Here is an 18,776-nt window from a genome sequence, read left to right as displayed (position 1 = left end):
AGCGGCATATCCTGAGACGAAGGAAACACTTACACGGGAAGGACGACCAGCTCTGAAACCTGTTCCCGATGGGCCCCCGCCCGCGCCTACGGTGCAGCGCCTGCGTGTGCGCTACGCCAAGCGCGGACGTCTGCGCTTCACCAGCCACCGCGACATCTCGCGGGCCGTCGAGAGAGCGGTCCGCCGTGCCGGCATTCCGGTGGCCTTCAGTGCGGGCTTCTCACCCCATCCGAAGATCTCCTATGCGGGCGCGGCGCCGACCGGCGTCGCCAGCGAGGCCGAATACCTCGAGATCGGCGTCACGAAACCGTGCGAACCCGGACGGATCCGTGTCGACCTGGACGGCTCTCTGCCGCCTGGTCTCGACGTGCTCGACGTCGTGGAGGCCACCGTTGGTGGGCTGGCCGACCGCTTGGAGGCATCTGAGTGGGATGTGCGGTTGCCCGGCGCCGACTGGGAGCTCGCGGAGACGGCGGTGGCGAAATTCCTCGCCGCCGAGACCGTGGAGGTCGAACGCCTCACCAAGAAGGGCCCCCGACGCTTCGACGCCCGGGAGGCGGTGTTGAGGCTCGAGGTGCCCGAGGGAGCAGACAGAACCGCAGCTCAGGTGCCAGGACAGTCGTGTGTCATACTGCGCATGGTTGTTCGGCACGTGATTCCTGCCGTACGACCCGACGATGTGCTCACAGGGCTGCGCCTTGTGGCCGACTTCGCGCCGCCGGTTCCCCCCGAGGTGACCAGGCTGGCGCAGGGGCCGCTCGACGTCAGCACCGGTGCGCTTGCCGATCCGCTCGGCCTGGACCGCGACACTACGCGCGGCGGCGAGGCGGTTTCGGCGGGTGAGCAGGTCGACGGTTAAGGACGTGCCTTGCGCGAGCGGGGTACGACCGCTGACAGGACTTGGCGCCTGCGCCCCCCTCCGGGGGCGCGGGCGGACAACGAGACACGAGAGCTCCTGCGCGGCGCGGCGACGCGCCCGGGAGCTGACGGGAGAGCGCCCGCATGCTCGAGAACGAGCCCAACGGCGGGGCCGACGGCCCCGGCGGGGAGACAACTGAACAGTCCAAGGTGACAAAGCGTCGCCGTGCCGCGAGCCGGCCGGCGGGACCGCCGCCCGAGCTGCCAGAGGAGCCGTCGCCCACGGTCACGACCACGGTCGCGGCCGCTGCGACCGAGCCCGCGAGCCCGGTCGAGCCGGCGAGCCCGGTTGAGGCCGCCGTGGCGCAGGCCATGGATGACGCTGTGGCGCAGGCCGCCGACATCGTCGCTGAGGAGAAGCCCAAGAGGGCGGCGAGGACGCGGTCGACGGCCACGACGACGCGCCGCCGTACCAGCAAGAAGGCCGCGGACGAGGCGCCGGAGAGCGCGCAGGACACCAGCGGTGGGGTCCCCGAGAGCGTGACCGGCACCGGCGGTGAGGCCGTGAGCACCCTGGAAGCGGCTGAGGGGGGCGAGCAGGCGGTCGAGGCCGCCCCGGCCAAGCGTCGCCGCACTCGCAAGAAGACAGAGCCTGAGGCGGCCGCTGAGAGCGTCGAGACGGCTCCGGGACGCTCCGCCGAGGTCGCGGCGGGCGTCGGTGAGGCGGCCGCCGAGCGGCTCGGCAGCGCCGACGCCGAAGAGGACGTCACCGAGCTCCTGCCCGAGGACGAGCCGCTGGACGACGAGCCCGCCGGCGAGGACCTCGACGAGGTCGACCGGCCGAGCCTGCTCGCCGACCCGTTCGGCCTGTCCGCGCGGGCGCAGAGCCAGCAGGGGACCGCGTTCCAGCGCCCCGCCGCCATCTTCGCGCCGCTGTTCCAGGCCCCGGACCCGACCCAGGCCAAGCCCGCCGCGACCCGGCGCCCAGAGCCGCAGCCGCAACCGCAGCCCGAGCAGGCGGCCCCGGAGCCCGAGGAGGCCGCGGAGACGGTCACCGACGAGGAGGCCGACACCGCCGACGAGACGGAGGAGGAGGGCGGCAGCCGCCGTCGTCGCCGCCGTCGTGGCGGCAGGGGCCGTGGCAAAACACGCGAGCGTGACGACGCCGACGACGAGTCCGACGAGTCCGACGACGAACAGGGCGAGGAGCCTCAGGAAGAAGAGGCGTCCAGTTCCCGCCGGCGTCGCCGCCGCAGGCGCCGTGGTGCCGACGACGGCGCCGAGCCGGCCGGGGACGACCCGCCCAACACCGTCGTACGCATCCGCGCGCCCCGCACGGGCCGCGCCGCCGGCCATGACATCTCCGCCGACGGCGTCACGAGCGTGCGCGGCTCCACCAGGCTCGAGGCCAAGAAGCAGCGCCGTCGTGAGGGCCGCGAGCTGGGCCGCCGGCGTCCGCCGATCATCACCGAGTCGGAGTTCCTGGCTCGGCGCGAGTCGGTCGACCGGATGATGGTGGTGCGCCGCCAGGGCGACCGCACCCAGATCGCGGTGCTGGAGGACGGCGTGCTCGTCGAGCACTACGTCAACCGTGAGGCCAGCCAGTCCTATGTCGGCAACGTCTACCTCGGCAAGGTCCAGAACGTACTGCCGTCGATGGAGGCCGCCTTCGTCGACATCGGCAAGGGCCGCAACGCCGTCCTGTACGCCGGTGAGGTCAACTTCGACACCGCGGGCCTGGAAGGCCAGCCCAAGCGCATCGAGGCGGCGCTGAAGTCCGGTCAGTCGGTGCTGGTGCAGGTCACCAAGGACCCGATCGGCCACAAGGGCGCCCGCCTGACGTCGCAGATCAGTCTGCCGGGCCGCTACCTCGTGTACGTGCCCGACGGCTCGATGACCGGCATCAGCCGCAAGCTGCCCGACAAGGAGCGCACGCGGCTCAAGAGCATCCTGAAGAAGGTCATGCCCGAGAACGCCGGCGTGATCGTGCGCACGGCCGCGGAGGGCGCTTCTGAGGACGAACTGGCCCGCGACGTGGCCCGCCTGTCGGCGCAGTGGGAGAACATCCAGAAGAAGGCCAAGTCGGCCAGCCCGCCCGAGCTGCTCTCGGCCGAGCCGGACCTGACCGTCCGCGTGGTCCGCGACGTCTTCAACGAGGACTTCACCTCGCTGGTCGTGCAGGGCGAGGAGGCGTGGGAGACGGTCGAGGAGTACGTCAAGTATGTCGCGCCGCACCTCGGCGAGCGCCTGTCCAAGTGGGACACCGAGCAGGGCGACGTGTTCGAGTCCTACCGGATCGACGAGCAGCTCGGCAAGGCGATGGAGCGGAAGGTCTGGCTGCCCAGCGGCGGCTCGCTGGTGATCGACCGTACCGAGGCGATGAGCGTCGTCGACGTCAACACCGGCAAGTTCACCGGGCAGGGCGGCAACCTCGAAGAGACCGTCACCCGCAACAACCTGGAGGCGGCCGAGGAGATCGTCCGCCAGCTCAGGCTCCGCGACATCGGCGGCATCATCGTGATCGACTTCATCGACATGGTGCTGGAGTCCAACCGCGACCTGGTGCTGCGGCGGCTGCTCGAATGCCTGGCGCGCGACAGGACCAAGCACCAGGTGGCTGAGGTCACCTCGCTGGGTCTGGTCCAGATGACGCGTAAGCGGGTCGGTCAGGGCCTCCTGGAGGCCTTCTCGACGCCGTGTGACTGCTGCAACGGGCGTGGTCTGATCGTCTCCACGGAGCCGGTCGAGTCCAAGCCGGAGCCGCGCGGCACTCAGGGCAAGATGGCCATCGAGAAGGCGGTCTCGGACAAGGTGTCCGCGGCCAAGGACTCCGGTAGCCGTGATACCGTGACCGATGCGCTTGAAGACGTCCCGGCTGAGGACGACCAGGCGGGCCAGACTTCCGGCAGAGGGCGGCGACGCTCTCGCCGAGCCAAGTCAGCCGAGTAGCCAGGCGCTCCCGCAAGGGAGCGCTCCTCGGCGGACTGCCCCGACGATCCGTCCGGTTCGACCAGGGCACCGTTAATCCGGTACTCTTGAGAATCGGTGCGTCCAGCGGCGCGCCCTGTTCGCGCGCCTACTCGGTTCGTCGGTTCCAGACAGCACCGAATGCCGGGCGCAGCATTCAGAAGTCAGTAGAAGGGTTCCGCGGTGTACGCGATCGTTCGTTGCGGCGGCAGGCAGCAGAAGGTCTCCGTCGGTGACGTCCTCGAGGTGGACAAGGTCGCCGGCGAGGTCGGCACTTCGGTTTCGCTGCCGACGGTCCTCGTCGTCAACGACGGCGATGTGACCACGGAGGCGGGCAAGTTCCTGGTGAGCGCCGAGATCCTCGGTGAGACCAAGGGGCCGAAGATCCGCATCCTGAAGTACAAGAACAAGACCGGTTACAAGAAGCGCCAGGGTCACCGTCAGCGGTACACCCAGGTGAAGATCACCGGTATCGACCAGGCCTGATCGGGGAGTTAGAGAGATGGCACACAAGAAGGGCGCGTCGTCCACCCGGAACGGCCGTGACTCCAACGCCCAGCGCCTGGGCGTCAAGCGCTTCGGCGGCCAGCTGGTCAACGCGGGCGAGATCATCGTCCGGCAGCGTGGCACCCACTTCCACCCCGGCGACAACGTCGGCCGCGGCGGCGACGACACGCTGTTCGCGCTGGCCGCCGGCCACGTGCAGTTCGGTCTCAAGCGCGGTCGCCGCGCGGTGAGCATCGTTCCGGTGGCGGAGTAGATTCTCAGAGTTTCCTGCTCAGGGGCGGATCGGGTTCTCGATCCGTCCCTGAGTGCGTTTGTATGGCTTTTATGGTGTACGGCTCAGCGCGGTGGGCCCCACCCGCCGTGCGGGGCCGGGGCCCGTCCAGGGGCACGCTCCTCCGGTGGACGTGGTCGCGCGCCGTGACGTGCGCATTCTTGGCCCCGGTCCGTGGACTGGGTTATGTGACGGGCCTTGATCGGCCTAGGAGGAGGGGCCGGGATGGCTGACTTTGTGGACCAAGTGGTGCTGCATCTCAAGGCGGGTGACGGCGGCAACGGCTGCGCGTCCGTGCACCGGGAGAAGTTCAAGCCGCTCGGCGGGCCCGACGGCGGCAACGGCGGGCGCGGCGGCGCGGTGATCCTTGAGGTGAGCCCCAACACCGCCACACTGCTCGAATACCACCACCGGCCGCATCGCAAGGCCGACAACGGCAAGCAGGGCCAGGGGTCCAACCGCGACGGGGCCAATGGCGGGGACGTCATCCTTCCGGTGCCCAATGGGACGGTCGTCAAGAACGCCGCCACCGGTGAGGTGCTCATCGACCTGGTGGGCGTCGGCACCCGCTACGTGATCGCCGAAGGCGGTTTCGGCGGGCTCGGCAACGCGGCGCTGGCCAGCACCAAGCGCAAGGCGCCCGGGTTCGCGCTGCTCGGGGAGCCGGGGGACGCGCTCGACGTCATGCTGGAGCTCAAGAGCGTCGCCGATGTGGCGCTCGTCGGCTTCCCCAGCGCCGGGAAGTCGTCGCTGATCGCGGCCCTGTCCGCGGCCCGGCCGAAGATCGCCGACTACCCGTTCACCACCCTGATCCCCAACCTGGGCGTGGTGACCGCGGGCGAGACCGTCTTCACCGTCGCCGACGTGCCGGGGCTGATCCCGGGGGCGTCGCAGGGCAAGGGGCTCGGGCACGAGTTCCTGCGCCACGTCGAGCGGTGCGACATGCTCATCCACGTCATCGACTGCGCCACCATGGAGCCGGGACGCGACCCGATCAGCGACTACGAGGTGATCGAGGCCGAGCTGGAGGCCTACGGCAAGCTCGAGGACCGGCCCCGCATGGTCGTGCTGAACAAGGCCGACGTGCCGGACGCCCGGGAGCTGGCCGATCTGGTCAGGGGCGAGTTCGAGGAGCGGGGGCTGCGGGTCTTCACCATCTCGGCCGCCACCCATGACGGGCTGCGGGAGCTGACGTTCGCGATGGGCGAATGGGTGGCCGCGGCCAGGGCCGCCAAGCCCGTCGAGGAGCCCACGCGGCTGGTGCTCAGGCCCAAGCAGCTCGGCGAGGCCGGGTTCAGCGTCCGCCGGGTCAACGACAACCTCTTCCAGGTCACCGGCGAGAAGCCGGAGCGCTGGATCAGGCAGACCGACTTCAGCAACGACGAGGCCGTCGGTTACCTGGCCGACCGGCTGGAGCGGCTGGGCATCGAGGATCAGCTGGTCAAGGCCGGTGCCACCGCGGGCGCGGAGGTCGTTATCGGGCCGATGGAGGGTGGCTACGTCTTCGACTGGCAGCCCACGCTCAACGCCGAGTCCGTACGGCAGGGGCCGCGCGGCACCGACAACCGGTTCTAGCGGCGCCCGACCCCCGGCTTTCGGTCCTAGGTCGCCCGGCCCGCCCTCTGGCGTCCCCGGCTTTCCGTCCCGGGGGGCCTGGCCCCGGCGGCATCCCGGTCCTCGGCCGGTTGCCGACGGCGGGAGCACCGGCCGGGAAGGTCGGGTCGCCGGTCTCCGATAGGCTTCGAACGTGCGGGAACAGATCAGCTCAGCGTCGAAGGTCGTCGTCAAGGTCGGCTCTTCGTCGCTCACCACCCCCCAAGGCATGATCGACGTCGACCGGGTCGATGCCCTGGTCGACGTGCTGGCCGCCCGCCGCCGCGCCGGGACCCAGCTGGTCCTGGTCTCCTCGGGAGCGATCGCGGCGGGCCTGGGCCCGCTGGGGCTGACCGCACGCCCCCGCGACCTCGCCACCCAGCAGGCCGCCGCCTCCGTCGGCCAGGGCGTGCTCGTCGCCCGCTACACCTCCTCCTTCGCCCGCTACGGCCTGCGCGTCGGCCAGGTGCTGCTGACCGCCGACGACATGATGCGCCGCGCCCACCACGCCAACGCCCAGCGCACCCTCAACCGGCTGCTGGAGCTCGGCATCGTGCCGATCGTCAACGAGAACGACACCGTCGCCACCGACGAGATCCGCTTCGGCGACAACGACCGGCTGGCGGCCCTGGTCGCCCATCTCATCCACAGCGACGCACTGGTCCTGCTCTCCGACGTCGACGCCCTCTACGACGGGCCGCCGAGCCGCAGCGGGTCCCGGCGGCTGGCCGAGATCCGCGGCCCAGAAGACCTGGTCGGCGTCGAGCTCGGCAAGAACGGCGCGGCGGTCGGCACCGGCGGCATGGTCACCAAGGTGCAGGCCGCCAGGATCGCCACCGGCGCCGGCGTGCCCGTCGTGCTGACCGCCGCCGCGCACGCCGCCCAGGCGCTGGCCGGGGCCGATGTCGGGACCTATTTCCACCCTGGCGGCCGTCATCCCGGCACCCGGCTGCTCTGGCTCGCCCACGCGACCACCGGACGAGGGCGGCTGCTGCTCGACGACGGCGCGGTGGAGGCCATCGTGGCCAGGCGCAAGTCGCTGCTGCCCGCCGGGGTCACCTCGGTGGAGGGCGACTTCGCGGCCGGCGACCCGGTGGACCTGTGCGGGCCGCGTGGCGGGGTGGTGGCGCGCGGGCTGGTCAACTTCGACGCGGTGGAGATCCCCGGACTGCTCGGCCGCTCGACGCGAGACCTGGGCAATGAGCTCGGTCCCGAATACGAGCGCGAGCTGATCCACCGCGACGACATCGTCATACTGGAAGCCCACAACTAGACAGCCGAAACCGGCAGCCCGCAGCCAGGCCACCGGTCACCGAAAGCAACCAGGCCATCGGTCTCCGGAGGCCCGCAACCAGGCGGCCGGATACCAAAAGCAACACCGGAAGCCCGCAACCAGGCGGCCGGATACCGAAGGCCACAACTAGGCAGGCAGCCGGCTCGCCGGCGGTCGGCAGAGGAGCGTGTGATGTCCGAGGAGTTCCTGAAGGTCGCCCGCGCGGCGCGAGAGGCCGCCGCCGAGCTGGCCCCGCTGCCGCGGGCGCCCAAGGACCGGGCGTTGCGCGCCGTCGCCGACGCCCTCGTCGCCCACACCGCCGAGATCGTCGAGGCCAACGCCAAGGACGTCGCGCAGGCGCGGGAGCAGGGCACGCCGGAGGCCATGATCGACCGGCTGCGCCTCGACGGGCCCAGGATCGAGGCCATCGCCGAGGCCGTACGCCAGGTGGCCGACCTGCCCGACCCCGTCGGCGAGGTGATCCGGGGCAGCACGCTGCCCAACGGCCTGGAGCTGCGCCAGCTCAGGGTGCCGCTGGGCGTGATCGGCATCATCTACGAGGGCCGCCCCAACGTCACCGTCGACGCCGCCGCGCTCTGCCTCAAGAGCGGCAACGCGGCCCTGCTCAGGGGCTCGTCCAGCGCCTACTCCTCCAACACCGTGCTGGTGCGGGTGATGCAGGACGCGCTGGAGGGCACCGAGGTGCCTTCCGGGGCGGTGCAGCTGGTGCCGGGCCTGACGCGCGACTCCGTCAAGGAGCTGATGCGGGCCCGCGGCCTGGTCGACGTGCTGATCCCGCGCGGGGGCGCGTCGCTGATCAACTCGGTGGTCGAGGAGTCGACGGTCCCGGTGATCGAGACCGGCGTGGGCAACTGCCACGTCTACATCGACGCCGACGCCGATCTGGACTTGGCCGTCGACATCCTGGTCAACGCCAAGGCGCAGCGGCCGTCGGTGTGCAACGCGGCTGAGACGTTCCTGGTCCACGCCGGGGTGGCCGACGCGTTCGTGCCCCGGGCGCTCCAGGCGCTCAAGGACGCGGGCGTGACCGTGCACGGCGACGACCGGATCGCCGCCTACGGCGAGGTGGAGCCGGCCACCGAGGACGACTTCCGCACCGAATACCTCTCGCTCGACATCGCCGCCGCCGTCGTCGGTTCGCTGGAGGAGGCCGTCGCCCACATCAGGCGCTACGGCTCGGGCCACACCGACGCCATCGTCACCCGGTCGCAGCAGGCGGCGCGCAGGTTCGTGTCGCTGGTCGACTCGGCGGCCGTCGCGGTCAACGCCTCCACCCGGTTCACCGACGGCGGCGAGTTCGGCTTCGGCGCGGAGATCGGCATCTCCACCCAGAAGCTGCACGCGCGCGGCCCGATGGGACTGCCCGAGCTGACGTCCACCAAATGGGTCTATACCGGCGAAGGGCATCTGCGTACATCAGCAGGCACGGTCATCCCAAGGTCAGGCGCCTGACGGGGTTGGGCAGCGGTGGCGTGTCGGCGTGACCGGTCAGCGGAGGAGCTCGGTTGACTGGTCTACATGGAGATCGTCATCGCCTTGGCCTTCGCGGCCGTGGTGCTGGTCGGCGCGGATCGGCTGCTGCTGTGGATGGAGAGCCGCGGCCACATCCACTGGCGCGGGAAGGGCAGGAAGGACCTGTCGGCGGAGCTTACGACAGAGCTCGACAGCATGCTGTCCGAGCAATCCCGCCGATAAAGCTTCGGCGCGCCGCACGCGCTATCAGGCGTCCCAGCGCTAGGGTGTTGACCCTTATGGGCGCGCCGGGCGGGGAGGGACGGTGACCAAGCTCGGCAAGGTCGGGCCGTACACCCTGCTCGAGAGGCTCGGTCGGGGCGGCATGGGCGAGGTCTATCTCGCCAGCTCCCGCCGGGGCGAGCGGGTCGCCCTCAAGGTCCTGCACGACCTGGCAGAAGACAACTCCATGCGGGTCAGGCTCGAACGCGAGGTCCGGGCGCTGCGCCGGGTCGAGAGCCCGTACGTGGCCAAGGTGCTGGACGCCGATCTCTCGTGCGACCGGCCGTACCTCGTCATGGAGAACATCGAGGGCGCCACGCTGCTCGACATGGTGCGCCACAGCGGCCCGCTCAACATGGCGCAGCTGGTGGAGCTGGCGCAGGGCATCGCCACCGCGCTCGCGATCATCCACGCGGCCGGCGTGGTGCACCGCGATCTCAAGCCCGCGAACATCATCATGGGCGCCGAGGGCCCGGTCCTCATCGACTTCGGCATCGCGCAGGTGCTGGACGCCACCCGGCTCACCCTGACCGGCACCTTTCTCGGCACGCCCGGCTACACCGCGCCCGAGATCTTCGCCGACGAGCACGTCGACTCGCCCGCCGACATCCACGCGTGGGCGGCGACGGTGGCGTTCGCGGCGACCGGGCGGCCGACGTTCGGGCGGGGGACGGCCGAGGCGCAGATGTACGCGGTGCTCAACGGGCAGGCCGACCTCAAGGGCGTGCCGGTGGCGCTGTTGTCGCTGGTGCGGGCCGCGCTGAATCGGGAGCCGGGCAAGCGCCCGACGGCCGCGCTGCTGGCCGATCGCCTGTCACGGCTGGCCAAGGCGACCAGTCCCGCCGAGCCCGATGCCGCCCGTGCCGTGCCCGCGGCAGAGGAGGGCGTCGCGGTGCGTGGCCGGGCCGGTGAGGAGGCCAAGCCGCGCGGCCGTACGGCAGAGGAGGCGAAAGCCCGCAGCCGTACGGCGGAGGAGGCCAAGCCGCGTAGCCGGACCGGTGAGGAGGCCAAGCCACCGCGCGGCCGGATCGCGGACGACGGGAAGGTGCCCGCGCCGCGGACGCGGACGAACCCGGATGGGAAGGTCCCCATGCCGCGCGGCCGTACGAGTGCGGACGGGAAGGTGCCCGCACCCCGCGGCCGCACGAGTACGGACGGAAAGGGCACGGGGCCACGGCTCCGCACAGGCGAGGGCGTCAAGGCCACACCCGTACGGAGCCGCACGAAGGCCGTGACCGGGAAACCCCGGACGCCGGGCACGCGCAACACCGGACTCAGGTCGGAGTCGGGCTCCACCACGCTGCCCGCGGGCAACGCCGCGCTGTTGCTGCTCGCGGTGCTGGCCGTGCCCTGTGTGGTGGCGTCGGTGATCTGGCCGATCGCGACGATCGGGATCACGGCCGCGTTCGTCCTGCTGACCAGGACGCTCTGGATGAGCCACTGGATGGTCAGGAAGCGGGTCTCGCGCCGGGTCAGGGTGACCCTGCGCGTGGTGCTCTTCCCGTTCGCGTTCACCGGTGCGACCGCGACCGCCGTGGTGTGGCCGGGCGTGCCCGTCGCGGTGGCGGCGGGTGGCGCGCTCTGGCTGATCGGCGGCGGCCAGATCGATGCCGACTGGTGGCAGCAGCCCGCGCCGGTCACCGCCGCGGGTGTCGTGTTCGGGATGCTGTGTGGCGGCATCACCGGACGCGAGATCGAGCGGGTCGGCGCTCACCTGCCGGATCTGCGCAGGGAAGGGCTGCGCGCACTGGCCGTGCTGGGCGGGTTCGTCGCCCTGTGCGCGGCGGCGGTGCGCGCTATCGCGCTGCTTCTGTGACCGGCTGTGGGTTAGCCCTGGCCGCCGTCGCGGCGGGAGAAGCGGTTGAAGATGCGCTCGCCCGCGTTGACCGCACCCTCTGCCACGTCGCGCAGTACGCCGATGAACGGATCCTGCGACTGCGACCACGACGCGCGGTAGGACTCGGCAGCGGCCTTGATCTCCTCGGTGACCCGGGCGCTGGCGTCGTCTTCCCTGCGCGGGTAGTCGCCGCCGAGGATGCGCTCGTACTCGCCGCCGCGGTGCCACTTGTCGAGCTCGGCCACGCGCACCACGGCGAACGGGTGGGTGGTGCCGAGCAGGTTGAGCACCTTGAGGAAGCCGTCGCGCAGGTCGCCAGCGGTGTCGTATTCCTGGTATTGCTCCAGGAACGCCTCGATGTTCATCTCGTGGGTGTAGGCGCCGCCGGCCAGCTTCATCAGCGCGCGCTTGGCCGCGTCCGGGTCCTGGCCGGTGAGCAGGCCGCCGCGGTCGGAGGAGAGCTCGGACTTGCGGTACCACTCCTCCAGGCCCGCGACGATCGCGCGCAGGCCGATGTAGCCGAGCGGGATCCAGGCCACGCGGGTGGCCAGGCGGGTGAGGATGTCGAGCATCGTCCGGTAGACGGCGTGGCCCGACAGGATGTGCGAGGTCTCGTGACCGATGACGAAGCGCTGCTCCTCCTCGTTCATGAGGTTGAGCAGGCCGGTGGTCACCACGATGAACGGGTCGTCGAAACCGATGGCCTTGGCCTGGACCTGCGGGTCCTGCTGGACGTAGATCTCGGGGATCCGGTGCAGGTCGAGGACGTAGGCGGCGTCGCGGCCCATGTCGTAGAGGGAGCGGAACTGAGTCTCGCTCACACGCACGGCCGACGCCAGGTACATCAGGCGCAGGCGGCGCTCGCTGATGAGGCCGGACATCTGCTTGAGAACCGTGTCGAACCCACTCAACTTACGCAGAGCGACCAGCGCGGACCGGTCTGCGGGGTGTTCGTAGGCACGAGACGAGATGCCGGGCAATTGGACGCGGTTGCGGTCCGGGGTGGTCGTCATGCCCGGCATGCTACGTCGGCAGCCGGGACGGCGCGCGTTCATCACCTGGGTTCGTGACGGGGTTGGTGACCGCTTTGGTCAGCGGGGGGTGCCATGTGGGTGTCGGATAGCCGACGCGTAGGGTCCTTTCATGATGAACGCGCCGAGTGTCCAGGGAAAGCGACGCGTGGGAGTGATGGGTGGGACGTTCGACCCGATTCACCACGGTCACCTGGTCGCCGCCAGCGAAGTGGCTCACCACTTCAATCTCGACGAGGTCGTCTTCGTGCCTACGGGCCGGCCCTACCAGAAGTCGGAGCGCGAGGTGTCCGCGCCCGAGGACCGCTATCTGATGACCGTGATCGCGACCGCGTCGAACCCCCGCTTCTCGGTGAGCCGGGTGGACGTCGACCGGCCCGGGCCCACCTTCACCATCGACACGTTGCGTGAGATCTCCGCGATCTACGGACCTGAGGCACAGCTCTACTTCATCACCGGAGCCGACGCCCTCGGTGCGATCCTCAGCTGGCAGGACGCCGAGGAGCTGTTCGAACTCGCCCATTTCGTGGGATGTACGCGGCCCGGCCACACGCTGCACGATCCGGGCCTGCCCCCGGGGAAAGTGACCTTGCTGGAGATCCCCGCCCTGGCCATCTCCTCGTCGGAGTGCAGGCAGCGGGTGGAGAAGGGTGAGCCGATCTGGTACCTGGTGCCGGATGGAATCGTGCAGTACATCAACAAACGCGGCCTTTACCACGCAGAGGGGTGAAGGTGCTCGTGCCATACGTGGGGCTGCGGAGCCGTAACGGGTACCCTCAACATAGGGGCATGTTGCCGACACAGGAGGACCGACCCGCATCGTGACCGCATCCGAAAGAGCCGTCCAGCTCGTCCAGATCGCCGCCGAGGCCGCGGCCGACAAGCTGGCCGATGACATTCTCGCCTACGACGTGAGCGAGCAACTCGTCATCACCGACGCGTTCCTGCTCTGCTCCGCCACGAACGACCGCCAGGTCCGCGCCATCGTCGACGAGATCGAAGACAGGCTGCGCATCGAGGCCGACGCCAAGCCGGTACGCCGCGAGGGTGAGCGCGAGGGCCGTTGGGTGCTCCTCGACTACCTCGACATCGTCGTACACGTGCAGCACGAGGAGGACCGCACCTTCTACGCGCTGGAGCGCCTCTGGAAGGACTGCCCGGCCATCCCGCTCCCGGAGAGCGTGGCGCAGGCCAACATCCAGCGGGCTCGCACTTGAGCAAGAGGATCGTCTGCCTCAGGCATGGCCAGACGCTGTGGAACGTCGAGCGTCGCTTCCAAGGCCACTCCGACATCCCGCTCGACGAGACCGGTGTCGCCCAGGCGGCGAGGGCGGCGTCCCTGCTGGCCTCGCTGCGGCCCACCGTCATCGTCTCCTCCGACCTCCAGCGGGCCAACGACACCGCCCTGGCGCTCGGCCGGATCGTCGGCCTCGAGGTCTCCGTCGACAAGGACCTCCGCGAACGCGGCGGAGGTCAGTGGGAGGGCCTGACCCGCGACGAGATCGCCGCCCGCTGGCCGGAGGAGTACGTGGCCTGGGAGGCCCCCGACGGCGAACCGGTCGCCGACGTGGCCGGCCGGGTGGCGGCCGCCATGCGCCGCTGGGCCGACCGGCTCGACGACGACGGCCTGCTGGTCGTGGCCTCACACGGGGCGGCGCTGCGGCTGGGCATCTGTGAGCTGCTGGGGCTGCCTGAGGAGCTCTGGCCGGCGCTGGGCGGGCTCGGCAACTGCTCCTGGTCGGTGTTGCAGGAGGGGCGTAAGGGGTGGCGGTTGCTCGAGCACAACGCGGGTACGCTGCCTGAGCCGGTCAACAGCGACGACCGTCCGGACGCCTAGCCCCGCCTGGCCCTCGGTCTGCCGCGTCGAGCCCGGGTCGCGTCGAGTCCGAGTCGTGTCGCGTGAGCCGGGGCTGCTGCGTGGGCGGATTCTTCCGGCGATAGCGGATTTGTAGCTCTAGTGCGGGTGGCGGAGGGGATGTGGTGTTATTTCGTCTTAGTGCGCTAGGGCGATGAGGAGACTTCGCGGTGGACCGAGGTGAGGTGCCTTACCTCCGGATCGTCGGCGAGCTGCGGCGGCGGATCGCCGCAGGGGAGCTGGCGGCAGGGGACAGGATCCCGTCCACCCGGCAGATCATGCGTGACTGGGGAGTGGCGATGGCCACGGCCAGCAAGGTGATCGGCGCGCTTCGTGACGAAGGGCTGGTACGCCCGGTGCCCGGGATCGGCACCGTGGTGGTCTACCGGGTCGACGCTCTGCCCGAGGCGGCTGACGGCGGTGGGGGGCTGGAGTCCGCCCCCGCGGACCAGACCGAGCAGCGCGTCCTCGGCGTGGCCATCAAGATCGCTGACAGTGAAGGGCTTGCCGCCGCCTCCATGGACCGGCTCGCCACCGAGCTCGGTGCTTCGGTCCTGTCGCTTCATCGGCACGTACAGAGCAAGGACGAGCTCGTACACCTGATGGCGGACGCCGCCTACGGCGAGATTCCGCTGCCCGCACAGCCGCCGCCCGGTTGGCGCGCCCAGCTGGAGGTGTCGCTGAGGCTTCAATGGCGCCTCCACCGCCGCCATCCCTGGCTGTCCCAGGCCATCCCGCTCACCAGGCCAGAGTTCGTCCGCAACGCGATGGCGCACACCGAATGGATCCTGCGCGCCCTCGACGGCCTCGGCCTCACCCCCAACGCCATGCTGCACGCCAGCGTGTCGCTGGCCGGGTTCGTACGAGGGGTCGCGGCGGCCCCGGAGGCCGACCATGAGGGGCTTGCGGCGGTCAGGGAGGGGCAGCTGGCCGAGGCGCTCTCCTCCGGCGGCTTTCCGACCATGGCCAGGGTGATCGTGCAGCCGGGACTCGACCTCGACCTGGACTCGCTCTTCGAGTTCGGGCTGCGGCGCCAGCTGGACGGGCTGGCCGTACTGGTGGCCAGTGCGGCGCATGGACGGCGCGATTAGGCGAATCCCCGCGATGGCTATATGCTCTCGGAGCGCCGTCACGAGCCAGCTCGTCACGGTGACCAGGGGCTATAGCGCAGCTGGTAGCGCACCTCCATGGCATGGAGGGGGTCTGGGGTTCGAATCCCCATAGCTCCACGTTCGTCGGCGGGGTTGGTATGGTCGCTCGCCCCCTACGGGGGCTTCGCTCCCCCCGGCCTCCTCATTGTTTACCCCGGGGGATAACCCCCGGACCCCCAGCGTCGGGCCAATCGGCCTTCGCTTCGCTCCGGGCTGTTTCTTTTTTGGTTTTCCAATCGGCTTCGCCTCATTGGCGCTTCGCGCTTGGGGGCTTCAGGCGTTTTCTTCCAGTCGGGCCTGGTCCCGACCCCTGTAGGGCCTTCGCTTCGCTCGGGCGTTCTTATTTGGCGCTTCGCCTGCTTGTGGTCATTTGGGTCCTCGGTTGGGAGCATGTGGCGGAGTGTGCTCGTCGTCGGGTAGGGCGCATGAGGACTGCTCGGGACCATCGGTGTGGGCAGGTTGGCCGCAGTTACCCTCCGGTGTTGTTGTCGCCTGTGGGTTCTGCATGTGGATGAGTGGCGCGTGGGCGAGTGTTTCGGTGCCGAGCAGATGCCAGCGGGGCGTGGAGCGCATTTGACCGGTTCGGCGGTCCGGTGTTGTCGTCACCCGTAGGCTCTGCGCCTGGATGAGTGCCGTGTGGACGAGTGTTTCGGTGCTGACCAGATACCTGCGGGTGGTGGGTGTGTCCGCGATGACCTGCGTCAGTACATGTGCGAGTCTGGGTTTCGCGTGGGCTGTGGTGCCGCGGCGGCGTGGGTCACATGGCGCTCCCGGCACAGCAGGCCTGCGGATGACCGGCTCAGAAGGCCAGCGTGATGCCGCCCGCCTCCAGACTGCGGTGAGCTATTGGCCGCTGTCGTACAGGGTCGGCAGCGCCTTCCGCTCCAGCAGCATCCACCACACCTGTCCACGCCGGCCTGCACTTCGGCCCAGATGCGCCGGGGAACTCGGATGTGACGGGGGAACTCGGATTTACCGGGGGAAGTCGCCTCCGCAGGGCGGCATCACGTCTGCGCCCAGAGTGCGTACTAGCGCTTCGTCCTTCGGTTTGGTGTCGGCGATCACGCGCGCGTCATCCCGCTTCCTGTAGAGGCGAAGGGCGAGGGGCGCGGTGATGGCCGCGGTCGCGATGAGCGACCAGGCGAGAGAACCGCCGGTGCCGCCGGTGTCGTTGGCTGCGATCGCGACGTGGCTGAGCGGCTTGATCTCGATGAAGGCTTGGAGCCGGCCGGGCATGGTTCGGGTTGGATGAAGATGTTGCCGGCGAACAAGAGCGGCATCAGCACGACATTGGCGATGCTTATGGTGACGGCCGGGTCGGGCACGAGTAAGGCGGCCGCGGCCCACAGCAATGACAGGTCAGGGCTGGGGCGATCGGCTGCCTCGCCGCTTCCGTTCCTCGGCCCGGGGCGGTTCGCCCGTCACGCCCCAAGTTGTGGTGGCCGCTTCCTGTTTCTTCGCCGTGGTCTATGACGGCCTACTTAGTTTTGAAGGCGTTTCCGTCGTCACAGTACGGACCGGGCGCCAAGCTGCCATCGGCTCTCTTGTATCGGACGCGCCAGTATTGGCCGAGTCTCTTACGCGTATGCGATCAGGGTTTCCCATAGGAGATGGAGGTTGGGGTCGCTGGCTAGCGAAACATGGGGCAGTTGAGATCCCGCCGAGCCGGCCTTCGCTGGAGCTGAAGATGACACCTAAGATCAGCTCATGCTTGACACCGTGATTCCTCTGGGCTTCTTAGGGCTCTTCGCCTGCTTCCTTGTCTTCTGGGTTGTGATGGTCGTTCGGATACTTCGGCAGCGCCGTGTCCTCAAGTACACGGACGCCGTCAGAGCTACCGAACTCACCGGTCGTGTGCGCCAGCTCAAGGTTCGCGGATACGAAGAGCAGGCGGTCCGGCTCGTACAGGAGGAATTGGCGATGCCTCCCAAGGTGGCCCGTTCCTGGGTGAAGTCCATCTAGGAAACAGCGACAGGCTGAGTATTGTGTCCTTCGTGGGCCACCTGCCAGCCGTACGTCTTCCCGACCGTTACGCCAAAGGCGGGCATCCTCCTGGGATGGCGTCTGAAGGCGGATGGCCAGTGGAAAGCACTGGTGGAGAACACGGCCATCGTTCCCGGCTATCGTGGCGGCCTGGCCCCGCACCAGCCATGAATCCCGCCGCGCAGGTAAAAGCGACACGCCGAGAAGAAGAGCGGGACCACCTTTGCTGAGAGAATCGATGGGCGAGTCAGGGCGTATTCGGCTGTTTAGTACTCCAGCCGTACTTAGCCGTTGAGGAGGTGTTGTTGTCGCTGGTAGCGGCAGCGGCGGGCGCGGGCTTGGTGGCGGCGTCTCCATCGTGGCCAGCGTAAACAATGCCAGGCTGGGTGCTGGGGTTGGTAGAGACGGGCATGGGGACGACAGATCTCGTAGGCGGTGAGCGGGACCAGATCTTCTGAAAAGTCCAACTGTAGGGGTCGGCGGGCTGGGGCGGTGATTGTCCGGCGGAGGGCCCTGTGTGCTGGACCGGGGCCGGCTGCTGGGCGGCGAGGAAGGCCGGGTGGGCGTGGGCGACCATGACCAAGATGATGAAGTCGTATCAGGAGATTGCGCGGCGGACCCGGTAGTGGTCGAGTCCGAATGATCCCTCCTCGTGGTCAGCGCGACAGGACCCTCTGGAACGCTCGCTCTCGTCACATGACAGATGCATGCTTGGGAGGCCACGCGACATCGTCGATCGCGAGAAACGGCTGGACCGCGACCGCTGCCGGCGTCATCCCGGCGAAGGCCATGACGTCTCTGTGAAGGTGGGACTGGTCGGCGTAGCCGCTCTCCGCCGCTACCAAGGCGGCGCTATGGCCGGCGGCCAGGCGGTGGGCCGCGTGGTCGAAGCGGATGAGCTGGGCGACGCGCTTGGGGGTGAGGCCGACCTGGGCGCGGAACCGGGACCAAAGGCGTTTGCGGCTCCAGCCGATCTCGGTGACCAGTCGTTCGACGCGTATCCGCCCTCGGCTGGCCACCATCTGCCGCCAGGAGAAGGTGACTTCCGGGTCGAGGGCTCGGCCCGCGTCGGCCCGCCGTGCCAGCGCGGCCTCCGCGATCGCGAATCGGTCCTCCCACGAGGCGGCGGCGCGCAATCGCTCTTGGGTTCGTACGGCGTCTCGTCCCCACAGGTCGTCGAGAGCGACCAGCGTCCCGCCCAGCTCCGAGGAGGCGCCCAAGACCGCGTGTGCGACCATCGGCGAGAGCCGCAGCTGGAGGCATTCGGAGCTGCTGGCGAACCCCCGCCCTCGAGCCCTGTGGGGGGCGAGTCCGGCGACGACGCGTTCTCGCTGCCGCGAACCACAGTCGTCTTCGATGACGAATGGCTGGTCGCCGAGGTCGAAGATCACCATGACCGTGGGGTGCGGGACCAGCGCGACGTTGCGCAGCTCATTCGCTTGATCGCTGAACCCGGCCATCGTGACCCCCGGCAGCCGGCCGGGACGCGATGGAACCGTGATCTCCCATCGAGGCACACCGGCGCGAGCCGACTCGGCTGATCGCACAGCCGACATGGTAGGAGCCACTTCGCGGTGTCGCAATGCCACAACGCGCCTCCGGGGTCGGCAAGGGTCCTGGCTCAGCACCATAGGCCGATGGTGGCGAGAAACGGATCGCTACCGCTGAGCCGCACGGTCGACACCGAATGGCAAC

The 18,776-nt window shown here is 69.5% G+C and carries 17 protein-coding genes and 1 tRNA gene; 15 read left to right on the top strand and 3 right to left on the bottom strand.

All coding sequences use genetic code 11. From position 1 onward, the window contains the following. Positions 1-106 precede the first annotated feature (106 nt). The 9 genes from AB0B64_RS31615 to AB0B64_RS31575 all read left to right on the top strand — a co-directional run bounded on the left by AB0B64_RS31615 (position 107) and on the right by AB0B64_RS31575 (position 11,040). On the top strand, positions 107-859 hold the full coding sequence (locus tag AB0B64_RS31615; RefSeq protein ID WP_357939790.1) for a TIGR03936 family radical SAM-associated protein: 753 nt from the start codon (positions 107-109) through the stop codon (positions 857-859). A 143-nt stretch (positions 860-1,002) separates the two neighbouring features. Continuing rightward, the gene (locus tag AB0B64_RS31610; RefSeq protein WP_357939792.1) at positions 1,003-3,807 is read left to right on the top strand and encodes an Rne/Rng family ribonuclease; all 2,805 of its coding nucleotides are present in this window, start codon (positions 1,003-1,005) and stop codon (positions 3,805-3,807) included. Positions 3,808-4,008: 201 nt separating this feature from the next. Continuing rightward, positions 4,009-4,311, top strand: coding sequence for a 50S ribosomal protein L21 (gene rplU / locus AB0B64_RS31605; protein ID WP_357939795.1), 303 nt, complete (start codon positions 4,009-4,011; stop codon positions 4,309-4,311). A gap of 16 nt (positions 4,312-4,327) precedes the next feature. Then, positions 4,328-4,585, top strand: coding sequence for a 50S ribosomal protein L27 (rpmA, locus tag AB0B64_RS31600; protein ID WP_090773491.1), 258 nt, complete (start codon positions 4,328-4,330; stop codon positions 4,583-4,585). 243 nt (positions 4,586-4,828) lie between these two features. Next, a complete protein-coding gene (gene obgE / locus AB0B64_RS31595) occupies positions 4,829-6,178 on the top strand; it encodes a GTPase ObgE (RefSeq protein ID WP_357939797.1) in 1,350 nt (449 codons plus the stop codon). Between the two features lie 172 nt (positions 6,179-6,350). Then, positions 6,351-7,469, top strand: coding sequence for a glutamate 5-kinase (gene proB, locus AB0B64_RS31590; RefSeq protein WP_357939799.1), 1,119 nt, complete (start codon positions 6,351-6,353; stop codon positions 7,467-7,469). A gap of 192 nt (positions 7,470-7,661) precedes the next feature. Next, positions 7,662-8,942 (top strand): glutamate-5-semialdehyde dehydrogenase, encoded by a 1,281-nt coding sequence (locus AB0B64_RS31585; RefSeq protein WP_358181243.1) that lies wholly within the window; start codon positions 7,662-7,664, stop codon positions 8,940-8,942. A gap of 66 nt (positions 8,943-9,008) precedes the next feature. Further along, the gene (locus AB0B64_RS31580; RefSeq protein WP_358181246.1) at positions 9,009-9,185 is read left to right on the top strand and encodes a hypothetical protein; all 177 of its coding nucleotides are present in this window, start codon (positions 9,009-9,011) and stop codon (positions 9,183-9,185) included. 82 nt (positions 9,186-9,267) lie between these two features. After that, positions 9,268-11,040: a protein kinase gene (locus AB0B64_RS31575; protein ID WP_357939805.1), complete on the top strand. Its 1,773-nt coding sequence runs from the start codon at positions 9,268-9,270 to the stop codon at positions 11,038-11,040. Positions 11,041-11,051: 11 nt separating this feature from the next. On the opposite strand, the gene AB0B64_RS31570 is transcribed toward AB0B64_RS31575, so the two are convergent. Beyond that, the gene (locus AB0B64_RS31570) at positions 11,052-12,083 is read right to left on the bottom strand and encodes a M48 family metallopeptidase (RefSeq protein ID WP_357939807.1); all 1,032 of its coding nucleotides are present in this window, start codon (positions 12,081-12,083) and stop codon (positions 11,052-11,054) included. 121 nt (positions 12,084-12,204) lie between these two features. Here AB0B64_RS31570 and nadD point away from each other — a divergent pair, with 121 nt between their 5' ends. The 5 genes from nadD (at position 12,205) to AB0B64_RS31545 (ending at position 15,176) form a co-directional block, all read left to right on the top strand. Beyond that, positions 12,205-12,822, top strand: coding sequence for a nicotinate-nucleotide adenylyltransferase (nadD, locus tag AB0B64_RS31565; protein WP_357648087.1), 618 nt, complete (start codon positions 12,205-12,207; stop codon positions 12,820-12,822). A 91-nt stretch (positions 12,823-12,913) separates the two neighbouring features. Next, entirely contained in the window at positions 12,914-13,309 is a 396-nt protein-coding gene (gene rsfS, locus AB0B64_RS31560; protein ID WP_357648089.1) for a ribosome silencing factor, read from the top strand. Continuing rightward, positions 13,306-13,929 carry a histidine phosphatase family protein gene (locus tag AB0B64_RS31555; RefSeq protein ID WP_357939809.1) on the top strand — a complete coding sequence of 208 codons (624 nt, stop codon included), beginning with the start codon at positions 13,306-13,308 and terminating at the stop codon, positions 13,927-13,929. The genes rsfS and AB0B64_RS31555 overlap by 4 nt, the downstream gene beginning before the upstream one ends. A gap of 188 nt (positions 13,930-14,117) precedes the next feature. Further along, positions 14,118-15,038 carry a TetR/AcrR family transcriptional regulator C-terminal domain-containing protein gene (locus tag AB0B64_RS31550; RefSeq protein ID WP_357939811.1) on the top strand — a complete coding sequence of 307 codons (921 nt, stop codon included), beginning with the start codon at positions 14,118-14,120 and terminating at the stop codon, positions 15,036-15,038. Between the two features lie 65 nt (positions 15,039-15,103). Beyond that, positions 15,104-15,176 (top strand) — tRNA-Ala (locus AB0B64_RS31545). A gap of 894 nt (positions 15,177-16,070) precedes the next feature. Here AB0B64_RS31545 and AB0B64_RS31540 read toward each other — a convergent pair. Continuing rightward, positions 16,071-16,334, bottom strand: coding sequence for a hypothetical protein (locus AB0B64_RS31540; protein ID WP_357939813.1), 264 nt, complete (start codon positions 16,332-16,334; stop codon positions 16,071-16,073). Positions 16,335-16,805: 471 nt separating this feature from the next. Between AB0B64_RS31540 and AB0B64_RS31535 the strand changes: the two genes are divergently transcribed. Continuing rightward, on the top strand, positions 16,806-17,060 hold the full coding sequence (locus tag AB0B64_RS31535) for a hypothetical protein (protein ID WP_357939815.1): 255 nt from the start codon (positions 16,806-16,808) through the stop codon (positions 17,058-17,060). A 713-nt stretch (positions 17,061-17,773) separates the two neighbouring features. Here the strand turns inward: AB0B64_RS31535 and AB0B64_RS31530 are convergent. Then, on the bottom strand, positions 17,774-18,628 hold the full coding sequence (locus AB0B64_RS31530; protein WP_358181249.1) for a helix-turn-helix domain-containing protein: 855 nt from the start codon (positions 18,626-18,628) through the stop codon (positions 17,774-17,776). Between the last annotated feature and the right edge of the window lie 148 nt (positions 18,629-18,776).

Origin of the sequence: Nonomuraea sp. NPDC049129 (assembly GCF_040648495.1) — a bacterium.
In the GTDB taxonomy this organism is placed as follows: domain Bacteria; phylum Actinomycetota; class Actinomycetes; order Streptosporangiales; family Streptosporangiaceae; genus Nonomuraea.
The sequence above is the reverse complement of the archived record's forward strand: the minus strand, read 5'-3'. Positions and strand labels throughout refer to the sequence as shown.

Bases quoted from the DNA above. Each gene is read 5' to 3' on its own strand.
- AB0B64_RS31585 (WP_358181243.1), top strand. From the start codon at position 7,662: ATGTCCGAGGAGTTCCTGAAGGTCGCCCGCGCGGCGCGAGAGGCCGCC.
- AB0B64_RS31570 (WP_357939807.1), bottom strand. From the start codon at position 12,083: ATGCCGGGCATGACGACCACCCCGGACCGCAACCGCGTCCAATTGCCC.
- AB0B64_RS31540 (WP_357939813.1), bottom strand. From the start codon at position 16,334: ATGCCCGGCCGGCTCCAAGCCTTCATCGAGATCAAGCCGCTCAGCCAC.
- AB0B64_RS31610 (WP_357939792.1), top strand. From the start codon at position 1,003: ATGCTCGAGAACGAGCCCAACGGCGGGGCCGACGGCCCCGGCGGGGAG.
- AB0B64_RS31535 (WP_357939815.1), top strand. From the start codon at position 16,806: ATGCTTGACACCGTGATTCCTCTGGGCTTCTTAGGGCTCTTCGCCTGC.
- obgE (WP_357939797.1), top strand. From the start codon at position 4,829: ATGGCTGACTTTGTGGACCAAGTGGTGCTGCATCTCAAGGCGGGTGAC.
- AB0B64_RS31580 (WP_358181246.1), top strand. From the start codon at position 9,009: ATGGAGATCGTCATCGCCTTGGCCTTCGCGGCCGTGGTGCTGGTCGGC.
- rpmA (WP_090773491.1), top strand. From the start codon at position 4,328: ATGGCACACAAGAAGGGCGCGTCGTCCACCCGGAACGGCCGTGACTCC.
- nadD (WP_357648087.1), top strand. From the start codon at position 12,205: ATGATGAACGCGCCGAGTGTCCAGGGAAAGCGACGCGTGGGAGTGATG.